10 protein-coding genes are annotated in these 15,720 nt (G+C 71.4%); 4 read left to right on the top strand and 6 right to left on the bottom strand.

Annotation, left to right across the window (positions count from 1 at the left end; all coding sequences use genetic code 11):
• Window positions 1–78: 78 nt before the first annotated feature.
• From FLW16_RS21750 to FLW16_RS21735, 4 genes are read left to right on the top strand one after another with little or no spacing between them, the layout of a single operon-like run.
• Window positions 79–1,185, top strand: a complete 1,107-nt coding sequence (locus tag FLW16_RS21750; RefSeq protein WP_142561953.1) for a hypothetical protein — start codon at window positions 79–81, stop codon at window positions 1,183–1,185.
• A gap of 31 nt (window positions 1,186–1,216) precedes the next feature.
• Entirely contained in the window at window positions 1,217–2,380 is a 1,164-nt protein-coding gene (locus FLW16_RS21745; RefSeq protein ID WP_260615456.1) for a toxic anion resistance protein, read from the top strand.
• A complete protein-coding gene (locus FLW16_RS21740) occupies window positions 2,377–3,987 on the top strand; it encodes a VWA domain-containing protein (RefSeq protein ID WP_260615455.1) in 1,611 nt (536 codons plus the stop codon). The genes FLW16_RS21745 and FLW16_RS21740 overlap by 4 nt, the downstream gene beginning before the upstream one ends.
• Window positions 3,974–4,594 carry a hypothetical protein gene (locus FLW16_RS21735; RefSeq protein WP_142561952.1) on the top strand — a complete coding sequence of 207 codons (621 nt, stop codon included), beginning with the start codon at window positions 3,974–3,976 and terminating at the stop codon, window positions 4,592–4,594. The genes FLW16_RS21740 and FLW16_RS21735 overlap by 14 nt, the downstream gene beginning before the upstream one ends.
• A 42-nt stretch (window positions 4,595–4,636) precedes the next feature.
• Here the strand turns inward: FLW16_RS21735 and FLW16_RS21730 are convergent, their stop codons facing one another.
• The 6 genes from FLW16_RS21730 to FLW16_RS21705 all read right to left on the bottom strand — a co-directional run bounded on the left by FLW16_RS21730 (window position 4,637) and on the right by FLW16_RS21705 (window position 15,576).
• Complete coding sequence (locus FLW16_RS21730; RefSeq protein WP_142561951.1) at window positions 4,637–6,601, bottom strand: CehA/McbA family metallohydrolase; 1,965 nt, start codon at window positions 6,599–6,601, stop codon at window positions 4,637–4,639.
• A gap of 99 nt (window positions 6,602–6,700) precedes the next feature.
• Window positions 6,701–7,705: a methylmalonyl Co-A mutase-associated GTPase MeaB gene (meaB, locus tag FLW16_RS21725; protein WP_396686749.1), complete on the bottom strand. Its 1,005-nt coding sequence runs from the start codon at window positions 7,703–7,705 to the stop codon at window positions 6,701–6,703.
• A complete protein-coding gene (gene scpA / locus FLW16_RS21720; protein ID WP_142561950.1) occupies window positions 7,702–9,843 on the bottom strand; it encodes a methylmalonyl-CoA mutase in 2,142 nt (713 codons plus the stop codon). Before scpA ends, meaB begins: the two co-directional genes overlap by 4 nt.
• Complete coding sequence (locus FLW16_RS21715) at window positions 9,840–11,663, bottom strand: methylmalonyl-CoA mutase family protein (RefSeq protein WP_142561949.1); 1,824 nt, start codon at window positions 11,661–11,663, stop codon at window positions 9,840–9,842. Before FLW16_RS21715 ends, scpA begins: the two co-directional genes overlap by 4 nt.
• Window positions 11,664–11,754: 91 nt before the next feature.
• On the bottom strand, window positions 11,755–14,391 hold the full coding sequence (locus FLW16_RS21710) for an RICIN domain-containing protein (protein WP_260615477.1): 2,637 nt from the start codon (window positions 14,389–14,391) through the stop codon (window positions 11,755–11,757).
• A 411-nt stretch (window positions 14,392–14,802) separates the two neighbouring features.
• Window positions 14,803–15,576, bottom strand: a complete 774-nt coding sequence (locus tag FLW16_RS21705) for an N-acetylmuramoyl-L-alanine amidase (protein WP_142561947.1) — start codon at window positions 15,574–15,576, stop codon at window positions 14,803–14,805.
• Window positions 15,577–15,720: the final 144 nt, after the last annotated feature.

Raw genomic sequence — 15,720 nt, 5'->3', positions numbered from 1 at the left:
CCTCTCGCTCGCTCATTCCCGCCATCTCCCATAATCCGGAATACGGGGATCAGGGCCACGGGGCGAAGGAAAGCGTGGATGAAGCGTTGGATCGGGGTCGGGCTGGCGCTGGCGCTGGGCGCCGCCGTCGTCCTTGCCCTCGTGCTGGGCAACGGCGGGGACGGCGGCGGTGAGCGGCTCGCCACGGTCCGCGGTGTGATCGGTTCGGAGAAGAAGCCCTTCTTCGACGATCCCGCGGTCAGGGCGGCGTTCGCCAGGCACGGACTGCGGGTCGATGTCGACACCGCGGGATCCCGCGAAATCGCGACCACGGTGGACCTGCGCCCGTACGACTTCGCCTTTCCCTCCAGCGTCCCGGCCGCCGAGAAGATCAGGCAGGCGCACAAGATCGCGCGGACGTACTCGCCGTTCTACTCGCCGATGGCGATCGCGACGTTCCAGCCGATCGTGGACGTGCTCGCGAAGGCGGGCGTGGTCCACGACTCGGGCGCGGGTTATCAGGTCCTCGACCTGCACAGGTTCCTCGACCTCGTCGCCAAGGGCACCCGCTGGGACGCGCTGCCGGGCAACGTCTCCTACCGTGCCCGCAAGCGGGTCCTGCTCACCACCACGGACGTCCGCACGTCGAACTCGGCCGCCATGTACCTCGCGGCGACCAGCTACGTGGCCAACGGCGACGACGTCGTGACCTCGCGGGCGCAGGTCGCCGAGGTGGCGCGGACGGTCGCCCCGCTGTTCCTCGACCAGGGCTACTCGGAGTCCTCCACGGAGGCGCCGTTCGAGGACTACCTCGCGCTGGGGATCGGCAAGACGCCGATGGTGGTGATCTACGAGGCGCAGTACGCGGCGCGGCTGTTCGCGGGCGGCGGGGCCATCCGGCCCGACATGCGGCTGATCTACCCCGCGCCGACCGTGCTCAGCAAGCACACACTCGTCCCACTCACCGACCGGGCCGCGGAGGTCGGGCGGCTGCTGCAGGAGGATCCCGAGTTCGCCCGTCTCGCCGCGAGATACGGCTTCCGCACCGCCGACCCCAAGGTCTTCGCCGACTTCACGGCCAAGGCGAAGGCCCCGATCGCCGGAAGCCTGGTCGACGTGGTCGAGCCACCCGCCTACGACCGGCTGGAAGACCTCGTCTCGACCATCGAGCGGAGCTACCTGGCCGGCGCGAAGCCGTCGTCCTGACCCCCCCTTTGCCCAGGAAGAGAGGACACCCGTGTCCGAAGATCTGGTGCTGACTCCGCCCGCCCCGGTGGCGGCGGTACCGGCCGAGAAGGCGGCCGGGATGCTGCCGCTCCCCGGCGAGCGCGGCGCCGAACTCGCCCGCAAGGCGTCCGGCTTCGCCGAGGAGCTCACCACGCTCGACCACCGGTCGCCGGAGTTCACCAGGAAGGTGCACGACATCACCTCGATGGGCGACTCGGAGATCCGCGCCTCCTCCCAGGTGGCCAACCGGATGCTCAGGCGCCCGGTCGCGGCGCTGGCCTCGGCCAAGGGCGAGGGCGCCGACGGCCAGGCGCGGGTCGCCGGTCAGCTCGTCGCGCTGCGCCGCACGATCGTCGACCTCGACCCCAAGCAGGCGACCGCCGGCACCCGGCGGCTGCTCGGGATCATCCCGTTCGGCGACCGGCTGCGCGACTACTTCGCCAAATACCGCAGCGCGCAAAAGCACATCGACGACATCATCCGGGCGCTCAAGTCCGGGCAGGACGAGCTACGCAAGGACAACGCCGCCATCGAGGGCGAGAAGGCGAACCTCTGGGAGTCGATGACGAAGCTCCAGGAGTACGCCGTGCTGGCGGCGGCGCTCGACGCGGAGCTGCAGGGGCGGATCGACCGGATCGAGCTCACCGACCCCGAGAAGGCGAACGCCCTGCGGTCGGACGCGCTGTTCGGCGTGCGCCAGAAGCACCAGGACCTGCTGACCCAGCTCGCCGTGTCGGCCCAGGGCTACCTCGCGCTGGACCTGGTGCGCAAGAACAACCTGGAGCTGATCAAGGGGGTGGAGCGGGCCACCACCACGACGATCGCCGCGCTGCGCACGGCCGTCACGGTGGCCCAGGCCCTCGCCAACCAGAAGCTGGTGCTCGACCAGATCACGGCGCTGAACACCACCACCTCCGACCTGATCCTCGCGACCAGCGAGATGCTGCGCACCCAGGCGGGAGACATCCAGACCCAGGCCGCCGCCACGACGGTGAGCATGGAGGCGCTGAGCAAGGCGTTCGACAACATCTACTCGACGATGGACATGATCGACGGCTTCAAGGCCAAGGCCGTCGAGAGCATGGCCGTCACCGTCGACAACCTGACCGCGGAACTCGACCACGCCCGCGCCTATCTGGAGCGCTCCCGCCGCGGCGACGAGGCCGGGTCGTGAGGAGAGCGATCACGACCGCCCCAGCCCTGCTGCTGGCCGTGCTGATGGCCGTGCTGCTCGCCGTCACGGCCGCCTGCGGGGGCAACGGCGAGGACGCACCGCCGGAGGACGGGCCCGACGTGCTGCGCGTCCTCGCGGGCAGCGAGATCAAGGACCTGGAGCCGCTGCTCGCCAAGGCGGCCGGCGCGGCGGGCGTGAAGGTGTCGCTCTCCTACACCGGCACCCTGGACGGCGCCGAGCAGGTGGCGAACGGCGGCGCGGACGGCCGCTACGACGCGGTCTGGTTCTCCTCCAACCGCTACCTGTCCCTGATCGACGGGGCGAGTGCGCGCCTGTCCACCCAGACCAAGATCATGCTTTCTCCCGTGGTGCTCGGCCTCAGTCGCGCCAAGGCCCGCGAGCTCGGCTGGGACACCGGCCAGGCGACCTGGACGGACATCGCCGAGGCCGCGAGGAAACACCGCTTCACCTTCGGCATGACGAACCCCGCGTCGTCGAACTCGGGCTTTTCCGCCCTGGTCGGTGTGGCGGCGGCGCTGTCGGACGCGGGCGAGGCGCTCGACCAGACCCAGATCGCGGCCGTCACCCCCCGGCTCACCGGGTTCTTCTCCGCGCAGACCCTCACCGCAGGCTCCTCCGGCTGGCTCGCCGACGCCTTCCGGCGGCGCACGGACGTGGACGGGCTCATCAACTACGAGTCCGTGCTGCTCGGCCTGCGCACCGCCTCCGGTGAGCCGCTCACGCTGGTCTATCCCGGCGACGGCGTCGTCACCGCCGACTACCCGCTCACGCTGCTCGCCTCCTCTGCCAAGAAGGAGCTGTACGGCAAGCTGACGGCCTGGCTGCGCACACCCGGGGTGCAGCGCGAGATCATGACGACCACGGCGCGGCGGCCCATCGTGCCCGAGGTGCGGCCCGACGCCAGGTTCGGCACGGCCCCGCTGCTGGAGCTGCCGTTCCCCAACCGGCGCAGCGCCGCAGACGCGCTGATCAACGCGTACCTCAACCAGGTGCGCCGCCCGTCGCGCACGGTGTTCGTGCTGGACACCTCCGGGTCGATGGAGGGCGACCGCATCGACGCGCTCAAGCAGGCGCTCGCCGCGCTGACCGGCGCCGACGCCTCGGCCTCCGGCCGGTTCTCCCGATTCCGCAACAGGGAGACCGTCACGCTGCTGCCGTTCAACACCGTGGCCGGCCAGGCGAGCACGTTCACGGTGCCGGAACGCGATCCCGCGGCGGTCCTGCGTCGGATCCGCGCGTACGGCGACGTCCTGACGGCGAGAGGCGGCACCGCGATCTACGACGGCCTGCGCGGCGCGTACGAGACGGTCCGGGGCGGCCCGGGCGGATCGGGTGGTACGGGCGGCGAGGACTTCACCTCGGTCGTGCTCATGACGGACGGCGAGAACACCGACGGCTCCTCCTACGAGGACTTCGCCGGCTTCTACCGGACCCTGGGCACCCGGATCCCCACATTCGTGGTGCTGTTCGGCGACAGCGACGTGTCCGAGATGCGCCAGGTCGCCACGCTCACCGGCGGCGCGGTGTTCGACGCCCGGCAGGCGTCGCTCGCCTCGGCGTTCAAGGAGATCCGTGGCTACCAGTGACCGGATCCTGTCCTACCTCGGCTCGACGCGGAACATCGTCGGCTCCGCCCTCGCACTCGGCGGCCTCGGGCTGCACTTCCTCGGCCTCGCCGGCTCGCTGTGGCCGGTGGTCGTCGCCGGGCTGTACGGCGTGGGCGCCCTGCTCACCCCGCCCGACCGGGTGCGGCTGACGATCTCCCACGCGGAGGTCGAGACGCGGGCGCTGCGGGACGACCTCGACGCCCTCCTGGCCAAGGTGTCGCCGCCCCGCTTCCCCGAGGACGTCGTGGCCAAGGTCGGCGACCTCGCCGCGATCCTGCGCGGCGTGCTGGCCAGGGCGGAGGCGCTCACCTCCGCCCCCGACCACCTGCACGTCGTCTCCCAGGCCGTCCGCGACTACCTGCCCACCAGCCTGGAGGCGTACGCCAACCTGCCGAGGTCGTACGCGCTGACCCGCCGGGGGTCACGCGAGCGCAGCGCGCACGAGGAGCTGATGGCGCAGCTCGGCCTATTGGAGTCGGGGTTGTCGGCGATCGCGGACGCCGTCCACCAGGGGGACGAGCAGGCGCTCAGGGACCAGGGCCGGTTCCTGCGGGACCGCTTCGGCGGCTCGTCGCTCGACCTGTAGTCACAGCTCTCCGGTCACAGATCTTCGGTCACAGATCTCCGGTCACAGCCGGGATTCGTACACCGCCCTGGCCTTCTCGATCAGGTCGAGGTGGTCGCGCAGCTGGGCCCGGGTCCGCAGGCGGGCCCTGGCCCTGACCAGCTCGTCGAGCAGGTCGAGCCACCGCAGGCACCAGTGCACGTCCTCCTCTCTTGCCACACGCCGTCCCCGCACGTCGAGGTAGACCGGGCTGGTGTGGGCGTAGGCGCGCCCGCGCGGGGAGCGCGGATGGGGGCCGCCGCGGACCACGGCGACCACGTAGGTGGCGTCCTCCACGGACAGCGACGCGGTGATCTCGTGGCCCGGCCCCTCGGCGAGCACGCCCGCCGCGGTCCTGATCTCGACGCGCTCCACCTCCGGCCCGACGGCCCTGGCCCGGATCGCGACCGTCTCGCCGCCCTCCAGGTCGAGCGTCTCCCCCGGCCCCAGGCCGTCCACCGTGAGCTCCAGCCAGGGGCCGGTGGTGGCGAACGTGCGGCCCCGCCGTACGGCCTCGGCGAACGACTCGGCGCTGAGCGGCCCGTCCACGCGGGCGTAGACACGCTCCCAGCCCGGCGGGCTGGAGACCGTGTCCTGGCGGGTGAACGACAGCATGGTGTCGGTCCCGGCGAGCGCGGCCAGCCGGTTGCCCGCGCCGACCAGCCTCCGGTAGACCTCGGCGGTCCCCGGCGCGGACGACAGGTCGCTGAAGTGCAGCACCTCCACCCCGTCGACCAGGCCGAGCGCGGCGTCCACCACCAGGGCACGGCCGGTGCAGTTCCTGGTCCCGTTCGCGGCCACGTCCTCCGGGGAGGAGACCGGGCCGTGGAAGGGGTGGGCGTATCCCAAGACCGCGCGCGGCTCCCGCAGGTCGCCGCAGACCGCCGCGTTGGGCGGCCAGTCGGCGTCGGCGCCGAAGCCCGTGTGGTAGACGGCGGGCGGCGCGGCCACCCCGAAGACGTGGACGTGCCCGAACAGGTCGTTGCGATACTCCACGCCCATCCGGGCGACGTGCCCGGCGTCCGACCACGGCAGGTCGCGCCCGGCCCAGTGCTGGAGCGCCTCCCGGTCGTAGACCCGGTCCCCCGCGACGTTCCCCGCGACGAGGTTGAGCACGTGCAGGTCCTCGCCGAGCTGCGCGGCGGCCGCCTCCGCCGGGACGGCGACCAGGTCGCCCGCCCAGTTCATGTGGACGTGCAGGTCGGCGCCGTACCAGCCGCGGGCGGCGGCGTCGTACAGCCGCTGCGGCGCGAGCCCGACCAGTGTCTCCTCCCCCGTCCTGGGGACGACCGTCGTCTCGGCGATGCCGTACTCCATACCGCGCGTGACCCGGATCGTGACCGGCTCGCAGGGCACGGCGAGCACGATGTCGTCGCCGTGGAAGAACGGCCTGTCGTCGTTGTCGCGCCGTTCCGGCACTCCCTCCGGATACCACCCCTGGCCGTCGGCCGACGTGACGTTCCACCGGCACGGGAAGCCCGCGCGCAACCGCAGCCGCGCGGCCGGCGCGGGCCGGGCCAGCCCCGACAGGTCCACCTCCTCGCCGTCCACCGTGAGCATGGTCGCGGTCGTCACGTCGAGCAGCCTGGCCCCGCCCGCCGCGATCCCGTACGGCACGCCGTCGGCCGTCACCTCCACCGGGTGCGGCAGCGCGGAGTCGACCAGCAGGACGACGGGCACCGGCCCCGGCGACAGCAGCGGACGGGCCGGGCCGTGCTCCAGGCGGTGCTTCAGCCCGTGGCCGTCCGCGGTCAGCCGCAACGCCACCAGGCCCCGCGGGACCTCTCCGTCCAGCGTGTCGCGGAACTCCGCGTCGAGGTCGGGCCTGATGCTCATCCGGTCGGCCTCCTGGGGAAACCGCAGGAACGGCATCATCCGGACGTAGCCCAGCGGCGGCTCTCCCCAGGTCATCCCGTGCGCGGACAGTAACGCCCGGTACTCCCGCAGAGCGCGTTCCACCTGCGGCGGCATCATCGGATCGTGGTTCATCGCACCTCCCCGTAGTCGAAAGCGGCCACATGGTGGCACGCTTTCGGCCCGGGAAAACGTGCAACAGTGCATTCCCGGTCACACGGGTAGCGATCTTTCTCACCCGGGAGGAAAGGTGATCCCCCGGGTGTCATGAGAGGAGTCCGCGGGGTCTCCGGTGGGCAGGAAGGCCGCCAGGATGCGATCGGCGGCCAGCGCCGGGGTGAGGGTGCCGTCGAGGACCTGTCGTTCGATCTCCGGCGCGATCTCCCCTGTGGCGTCGCGGAGCATGGCCAGCAGCCGCTCCCTGACCAGCGCCCAGGTCCACTCGACCTGCTGGCGGCTGCGCCTGGCGGCGAGGTCGGCGCCCTCCTGGTGGCGCATGACGTGCGCCCACAGCTCCTCCAGTCCGGCGCCGGTGAGGCCGCTGCAGGTCAGCACGGGCGTGGCCGAGCGCAGCAGCCGCAGCGCCCCGGACAGCTCACGCGCCGCCTTGCGCGCGGCCGTCTCGTGCTCCCCGTCGGCCTTGTTGACGGCGATGACGTCGGCCAGCTCCAGCACGCCCTTCTTGATCCCCTGGAGCTGGTCCCCGGTGCGGGCGAGGGTGAGCAGGAGGAAGGTGTCGACCATGTCGGCGACCGCGGTCTCCGACTGGCCGACCCCGACCGTCTCGACGAGCACGATGTCGTAGCCCGCCGCCTCCACGACGACGATGGCTTCACGTGTGGCCTTCGCCACGCCGCCGAGCGTCCCGGCCGTGGGGGACGGCCGGATGAAGGCGTTGGGATCGGCCGACAGCCTGGCCATCCGGGTCTTGTCTCCCAGGATGCTGCCGCCCGAGCGCCGGGACGAGGGGTCCACGGCCAGCACGGCCACCCGGTGCCCCTGCCCGGTGAGATGGGTGCCGAGCGCCTCGATGAAGGTCGACTTGCCGACCCCGGGCACCCCGGACACGCCCACCCTGCGGGCCTTACCGGCATGCGGGGTGAGCTCGACCAGCAGCCGCTGCGCCATCTCCCGGTGATCGGCCCTGGTCGACTCCACCAGGGTGATGGCCCGGGCGGTCCACCGCCGGTCGCCCGACAGCACGCCCTTGACGTAGTCCTCGATCACCGATGCGATCACCGATGACCCAGCCGGGCGGACAGCTCGCGCAGCAGCTCCAGGGCCGCGTCGGCGATGACCGTGCCGGGCAGGAAGATCGCCGAGGCGCCCGCGGTGCGCAGCTCCTCGACGTCGCCCGGGGGGATCACCCCGCCCACCACGATCATGATGTCGTCCGCGCCGAGGTCGCCGAGCGCCTGCCGCAGCGCGGGCACCAGCGTCAGGTGCCCGGCCGCCAGCGAGGAGACCCCGACCACGTGCACGTCGGCCTCGACGGCCTGCCGGGCGACCTCCTCGGGCGTCTGGAACAGCGGGCCGACGTCGACGTCGAAACCGAGGTCGGCGAAGCCGCTCGCGATCACCTTCTGACCCCGGTCGTGACCGTCCTGGCCCATCTTCGCGACGAGGATCCGGGGCCGGCGGCCCTCCGCCTTCTCGAACTGCGCGCACGCCTCCCGGACCCGGTCCGCGGCGCCGCCCACCTCCGCGCGGTACACGCCCGATATCGTACGGATCTGCGCGGCGTGCCGTCCGAAGACCTTCTCCAGCGCGTCGGAGATCTCCCCCACCGTGGCCTTGGCCCTTGCGGCGTTCACCGCGAGCTCCAGCAGGTTCTCCCCGCCGGCCGCGCCCTTCGTCAGCGCCTCCAGCGCCTCGTTGACGGCGCCGGCCGAGCGCTCCTCGCGCAGCCTGCGGAGCTTGTCGATCTGCTGGTTGCGCACGGCCGTGTTGTCGACCTTGAGCACCTCGATCGGCTCGTCGGCCTCGGGGCGGTACTTGTTGACGCCGATCACGGGCTGCCTGCCGGAGTCGATGCGGGCCTGGGTGCGGGCCGCCGCCTCCTCGATGCGCATCTTGGGCAGCCCCTGGTCGATGGCCCTGGCCATGCCGCCGGCCCGCTCGACCTCCTGGATGTGGCCCCAGGCCGCCCGCGCCAGCTCCCGGGTCAGCCGCTCGACGTAGTAGGAGCCGCCCCACGGGTCGATGACCCGGCAGGTGCCCGACTCCTGCTGGAGCAGAAGCTGGGTGTTGCGGGCGATCCGCGCCGAGAAGTCGGTCGGCAGCGCGAGCGCCTCGTCCAGGGCGTTGGTGTGCAGCGACTGGGTGTGGCCCTGGGTGGCCGCCATCGCCTCGACGCAGGTCCTTACGACGTTGTTGAACACGTCCTGCGCGGTCAGCGACCATCCGGAGGTCTGGCTGTGCGTGCGCAGCGACAGCGACTTGGGGTTGGTCGGATTGAAGCCCTTGACCAGGCGGGCCCACAGGAGCCGGGCGGCGCGGAGCTTGGCGACCTCCATGAAGAAGTTCATGCCGATGCACCAGAAGAACGACAGGCGCGGCGCGAACGCGTCGATGCCCAGCCCCGCCTGGACCCCGGCGCGCAGGTACTCCAGCCCGTCGGCCAGCGTGTAGGCGAGCTCCAGGTCGCAGGTCGCCCCGGCCTCCTGGATGTGGTAGCCGGAGATCGAGATGGAGTTGAACTTCGGCATCTTCTTGGATGTGTACTCGAAGATGTCGGAGATGATCCGCATCGACGGGCCCGGCGGGTAGATGTAGGTGTTGCGGACCATGAACTCCTTGAGGATGTCGTTCTGGATGGTCCCCGCCAGCTTGTCGGGCGTGACGCCCTGCTCCTCGGCCGCGACGATGTAGAGCGCCAGGATCGGCAGCACCGCCCCGTTCATCGTCATCGACACGCTCATCCGGTCGAGCGGGATCCCGTCGAACAGCTGCCGCATGTCGTAGATCGAGTCGATCGCCACGCCCGCCATGCCGACGTCGCCGGCGACGCGGGGGTGGTCGGAGTCGTAGCCCCGGTGGGTCGCGAGGTCGAAGGCGACCGACAGGCCCTTCTGCCCGGCCGCCAGGTTGCGCCGGTAGAACGCGTTGGACTCCTCGGCGGTGGAGAACCCGGCGTACTGCCGGATGGTCCACGGCTGGGTGACGTACATCGTCGGGTACGGGCCGCGCAGGAAGGGCGCGACGCCCGGGTAGGTCTCGAGGGCCGGACCGTCCTCCAGGTCGGCCGCCGTGTAGAACGGCTTGACCGCGATACCCTCCGGCGTCTCCCACACAGGAGTCTCCCAGGCCGGGCCGCCGGGGATGTCCGTCGCCGCGGCGCCCGACCCCAGGTCAATCTCCGAGAAATCCGGAATCATCGGTCCACTCCCAGATCGTCGAACGTCGCGCGGAGCACCCCGAGCGCGTCACAGCCGGCGTACAGGGTGGCGTCCACCCCCTCATACTCCCCCTTCCCCGCCAGCCAGACCCTGCGCGCCCCGGCCTCCCGCAGCGCCGCCGCGACCGCCGCGGCGTGCTCGCCGTACAGCCGGTCGCTGGAGCACAGGCAGGCCACGGGGGTGCCGCAGTCGCGGAAGGCCGCGGCGATCGCGCCCGGGTCGGTGCCCGGGCCGCTGGTGACGGTCGCGACGCCGCCCGCCGCGAACAGGTTGGCGGCGAACGTCGCCCTCGCGGTGTGCGCGGCGACCGGCCCGATCGTGGCGAGGAACACCGTGGGCCGGCTCGGCTGGGCGTCGGCGAGGTCGCGCAGCGCCTCGAACTCCTCGGCGCGGCGCGTCACCGGCAGTCCCCCACCGGACGCCCCACGGGACGCCGCGGCGAGCCCGGGGCCGGGACGCCGGGACACCGGTCTCTCCTTGAGGTCGGGGAACTCGCTGACCCCGGTGATCGGGTCGCGGCGGTGGGCGAGGTTGTCCGCGCGCCTGGCCCTGGTCGCCGCCAGCCGCTCGGGGACCAGCCGCTCCAGCGCGGCCGCCATGCCGCCGGCCCGTTCGATCTCCTGGAACCACTCCCAGGCCCGTGCGGCGAGGTCGTCGGTGAGCCGTTCCACGTACCAGGAGCCGCCGGCCGGGTCGGCCACGCGGGCGACGTTCGCCTCCTCCACCAGCAGCGACTGGGTGTTGCGGGCGATGCGGCGGGCGAACGCGTCGGGCAGCCCGAGGCAGGCGTCGAACGGCTGGACGGTCACCGCGTCCGCCCCGCCCACCCCGGCCGCGAAGCAGGCCACGGTCGTGCGCAGCATGTTCACCCAGGGGTCCCTGACGGTCATCATCGCCGACGAGGTGACCGCGTGCTGAAGCTGCCTGCCGGGTTCCCGCGCGACCCCGGTGACCTCGGCGACCCGCGCCCACAGCCGCCGGGCGGCCCGGAGCTTGGCGATGGTGAGGAACTGGTCGGCGGTCGCGGCGTAGCGGAACTCGAGCTGTCCGAACGCCTGCTCGGCCGTCAGGCCCGCGTCGGTCAGCGCCCGCAGGTAGGCGACGCCGGTCGCGACCGAGCAGCCGAGCTCCTCGGCGTCGGCGCCGCCCGCGTCGTGGTACGGCAGCGCGTCGACGGTGATCGCCCGCAGCCCGGGATGGTCCGCGGCGCAGCGGCGGGCGAGCGCCACGGCGGCGCCGGTGTCCACGGTCGCGCCGGTGCGGGCCGCCAGCCCGATCGGGTCGGCGCCCAGGTTGCCCCCGGGCAGCGCCACCCCGCCTGCCACCCCCTCGACGATGCGCAGGAAATGCTCCGCCGCCTCGGCCGCGCGCGGGCCGGCGTCGAGGACGACGGGGGCCAGGTCGAGCAGGACGCCGTCGAGGACGGCCGGCAGCGCGGCCGGATCGATCGCGTTCAGATCGAGCCACAGGGACGTGACGCCGTTCTCCAGGTCGGCGTGGATCGCCTCCCGGTTCGCGGCCGGATCGGGGTCGGCGTGCCGCTGGCGCACGTCCCACGGGCCCGGCGCGCGCGTTGTCCGCGGCGCGGCCGGCAGGTCCGCGGCGTCGTACAGCGGGGCGACCGCCACCCCGTCGTAGGTCGTGGTGGTCAGGGCGGCCTCGGCCTCGTCCGGCGAACCGTCCCAGCCGGACTTGCGCAGCACCTCGGCCGCGAGCGTCCTCCACTGCTCCCGCGTGGCCTGCGGGAACCCCGCTGCGGGATCGGCGAGATCGTCGAGTTCAACAGGCGGCACCGTCATGAACCGGATGCTAGATGCACCGGCCCGGCCGCGGGGCCCCGGGGTCCCGGTCTGTGGACAACGCCAACCGCCCGGGCCGTCCCCAGGGGTCTCAGGCCAGGACCAGCTGCCATTGCTGGTTGGCGCCGCCGTTGGCGGCCCACTGCACGACCTGGGCACCGTCGGAGGTCGACGCGCCGTACACGTCCGCCAGCAGCCCGCTGCCGTAGCTGACGATCGTGTAATAGCCGTCGCCGGTGGACCGGAGGTACCACAGCTGGTTGGCGCCGCCGTTGGCGGTCCACTGCTGCAGTTGCAGCCCTTGGGTCGTGCTGCCGCCGTTGACGTCGAGGACCTTGCCGGTGGGGACGTAGCGCAGGGTGTACGCACCGCCCTGACCGCTGGTGACGGTCCAGGCGGCGGCGCCGGTCTGCTGCACGACCTTGGCGCCGTCGGCGGTGGAGCCGCCGGCCACGGCGAGCGGTTTGCCGCTGTTGCGGTTGACGATGCGGTAGGCCGCGCCCGACACCGGGCCGCCCGAACCGGACCCGAGGGTGAAGTACTCGACCGCGTCGGTGAACGTCGTGGCACCCGATTTGGTGGTCGTCAGGACCAGGTACACCCGTGAGCCGGTCGCCGGTGTGGTGAAGGTGACCGGCTGGGTGACCCGCGAGCCCAGTGGGATGTTCAGTGTGGTCTGCCCCGACGCGACGACGGGGCCGTCGGGCCGGTCGAGCCGCGCCGACCAGGAGAATCCGACGGAGGTGTCGCGCAGGTCGTCGTTGAAGACGGTGATGTTTCGGGTCGCGGAGGCGTTGTAGGCGTAGGCGTTCACGGCCTGCGGCAGCGGGAAGTCGCCGTTGGCGTCGGAGACCCCGGACGCCGACCAGTAGGGCAGGTCGATCGCCGCGACCGGGTTGAACGCGGCTTGGACGCGCTGAATCTGGGGGTTGCTCCAGGGATCGGACAGGTTGTCCGCACCGTAGAGCGGATGGCCGCCCTCCTCCGGCACGAAGTCCGCGGTACGCACGCCGGGCACGAAACCGGCCCACGCGGACAGCAGCGTGTACGGGCGCAGGTCGGCGGCATCCTTGCCACGCTTGGCGGCCGTCGCCGTGGCGAACCACATGAAGCCCTGCTTGGTGTTGCACTTGTTCCAGACGTACTCACCCTCGCCGTCGGGGCGGCCGGTCACGGAGGCCACCCGCTCCCCGTACTGTCCGACGCCGTCGAGGTAATGCGAGAAGATCGCGAAGTTGGCGTACCTCATGTTCGGGTACCGGCTGGGTGAGTCGGCGCCGGGCGCGGCGTCGAGGCTGACCGGCCGGGTGCCGTCGTTGCCGTTCATCGCCGCGTAGAGATCCTGCTCGAACTGCTCGGAGTCGTTGCCGAAGGTCGGTTCGTTGGCCTGGCTCCAGCGGATGACGGCGGGATGATTGCGGTCCCGCACCGTGAGTGCGCGGGCGTGCGCGACCATGTGGTCGTGCCCTGCGACGAAGTCCTGCGCGCTGCCGCGGACGCCGGTCTCGTCGATGATCATCAGGCCCGTCTCGTCGGCCACGTCGAGCATGTACGGGCTGGCCGGCTCCTGGTGGATGCGCACCACGTTGTAGTTGAGCCTCTGGTAGTTGTCCACGGCCTGCGGCCAGCCGCCGTTGCCCGCCGAAGGCGGGAGGAAGCCGGGCAGCGTGTCGTAGGCGTCGCCCTTGCCTCCGTAGTCGACCCGGTCGTAGTCCGCACCCTGCAGGTTGTCACCGCGGAAGTTCACCCGGATGCCGTTGATGTAGTAGTACTCGCCGTTCTGAGTGGTCTCTCGGAACCCGAACCGGTAGGTCGCGTCACTTGTCCGGCCGTCGTCGGTCGCCGCGCGAACCTTGAGGCGGTGAAGCTGGGCTCGATACCCCGGCCGGTAGGGGACGTTCGGCCACCAGTACGAGGCGGTGCCGAGGTTCCACGCGACGGAATCGACCGTGACCTTGGCCGTCGACCGCGCCCCCACGGTCACGGTGCGGGACGGCAGCGCCGGGTAATCGAACGTCCCGCCGCCGTCCGAGGACAGCTCGCCGGTCAGCGTCACCGATCGAGCGCTGCCCGAGGTGTTGGTCACCCACACGTCGTAACCGAGGGTCTGATTCGCCACCGACGTGCGGATGAACGTGTCGCTGACGTACACGGCCGGATACACCCGCAGGAACGCGGAGCGGTAGATGCCCTGCGGGACCGCCTCGGACCAGTCGGCGGCCACGGGCACGATGTACTTGCCGTTCGCCGGGTTCTTCAGCGCGCCGCGGCCCTTCACGTCAACGCTGATCGTATGAGTGGTGCCCGGGGCGGCGTAGGCGCTGATGTCGAACTTCGACGGGGTGAAGGCCGTGGTCTGCGTCGCGACCACCCGACCGTCCACCGACAAGGTCGCCTGGTGGTTCACCGCGCCGAACTCGATCCACGTCGACTGCGGCTGCCCCGAGTCCGGCACCGTCACCGTACGCGAGTACACCGCCTGGGACACATCGGTGAAACCCTGCTTGTACCAGCCGCCTCCGGGCACCTTGATCGACGTCGTCGACCGGCCCGCCGGGGTGAAGCTCCACGTCCCGGCGAGATCGACCGAGGCGATCGCGGCATTGCCCGCGGTGACGCCGTCGATGTCGCCGGCGGCGGCAACCGTCGCGGCGGACTCCGACGGCGCAGACCGCTGTGCCGCCACAGCCGGCTGAGCTCCGATCATCGCGAGCAGAAGGGCCGCCATCACCGCCGGCCACCTGCTCGCCCGACGTCGAGGACGGGAGGAGGGATCGCTCCGCTTCATAGGGGGCACGCTGTCTCCTGGTCCGGGGGTGTCGTATCGATTCGACGAAATGGCCGGACATCACACGTAAGCCCCGGGGTCCCTCCTGTCAAGGCTCGCGGTTCAGCGAAGATGGGATCACTGCGGGCATGCGGCTCCACCACAGCCGATTCACACCAGGAAGCCCGACCGTGATGCAACTTTCAGACCGTGTCAGATGTCTCACACATGGGATGTGTCAACGGTTTCAAGATCGAGAACCGGCAGCGCACGCGACAGGGACATCCCGACTGCGCAGGGCTTCTCCGGCGACTCGATTCGATGCCATCGGACAGTCGGGCTTTGGTCCTCCCCGACCCCGGGCCGGGCTCCTCAGGACGTGGCGAACGCGGCGTTCCAGGTCTCGGAGCCGACGATGCCGTCCACGTCGAGGTGCCGATCCTTCTGGAACCTGCGGCACACGTCCTGGGAGTCCGGCCCGTACGCGCCGTCCACGGCGATGTCGTAGCCGAGCTCCTTCATCCTGGCCTGCCAGGCGCGCACGTCGTCGCCGCGCGTCACGGGCGGGTATTTGAGCAGGCGGCCGGGCCACTGCCGCGTGGGCTCCGGTTCGGGCTCCGGCTGCGGCTGGGTGGTGCCGGGACGCGGCGCGCCCTTCTTGATCCAGGCGTACAGCGGGTCGCCGGGGCAGTCGGTGGAGTAGCCGTCGCGGTGGCCCTTGATCTCCTTGCCCGCGCCGCCCTTGTCGCGCAGATACTCCACCGCGTCCAGGATCGCGTGCAGGATGCCGTCGGTCGGCTGGACCAGGCCGGCGTTGCCGACGAGACCGAGCACGGCGTAATGGCCGGAGTTCAGGCCGGGGCCGTTGGCGGCCGGCAGGTGCCCCGGCCCGCGGCCGACGAAGACCTTCCGATGCGGGCAGGCGACCATCGAATACCCGATGTCGATCCAGCCGTTGCCGTCGATGTGGAAGTTCTGGATGGACTTCACCATGGCCACGCACTTGGCGTGGTCGGTGACGATGCCCGGGTCCACCCGGCCGCCGGTGTAGTGGACCTTCACGCCGCGCGTGGAGGTCAGCGACGAGTACGAGCCCCTGGGAGGACGCGCGCCCCATTCAGCGCGGGACACGAGATCGATGGCCACAGTGCTCTCCGTTGAAAACCGTACGACTGGACACCGAGCGTAGCGGTAACGCCCCAGCAGGTACTGCCTTTTGCCCATATGAAACTGCTTAAACAGCAAGAAAACTGAATAGGCCCATAAATCCATTCGACAGAGCGAGTCGCA

It is taken from the genome of Microbispora sp. KK1-11 (genome assembly GCF_006874435.1).
Taxonomy (GTDB): Bacteria; Actinomycetota; Actinomycetes; order Streptosporangiales; family Streptosporangiaceae; genus Microbispora; species Microbispora catharanthi.
The sequence above is the reverse complement of the archived record's forward strand: the minus strand, read 5'-3'. Positions and strand labels throughout refer to the sequence as shown.

What these genes read in the sequence shown, in the direction of transcription:
- FLW16_RS21715 (WP_142561949.1), bottom strand. Translation starts at nt 11,663, where the DNA reads ATGACGGTGCCGCCTGTTGAACTCGACGATCTCGCCGATCCCGCAGCG.
- FLW16_RS21750 (WP_142561953.1), top strand. Translation starts at nt 79, where the DNA reads ATGAAGCGTTGGATCGGGGTCGGGCTGGCGCTGGCGCTGGGCGCCGCC.
- FLW16_RS21710 (WP_260615477.1), bottom strand. Translation starts at nt 14,391, where the DNA reads ATGGCGGCCCTTCTGCTCGCGATGATCGGAGCTCAGCCGGCTGTGGCG.
- scpA (WP_142561950.1), bottom strand. Translation starts at nt 9,843, where the DNA reads ATGATTCCGGATTTCTCGGAGATTGACCTGGGGTCGGGCGCCGCGGCG.
- FLW16_RS21730 (WP_142561951.1), bottom strand. Translation starts at nt 6,601, where the DNA reads ATGAACCACGATCCGATGATGCCGCCGCAGGTGGAACGCGCTCTGCGG.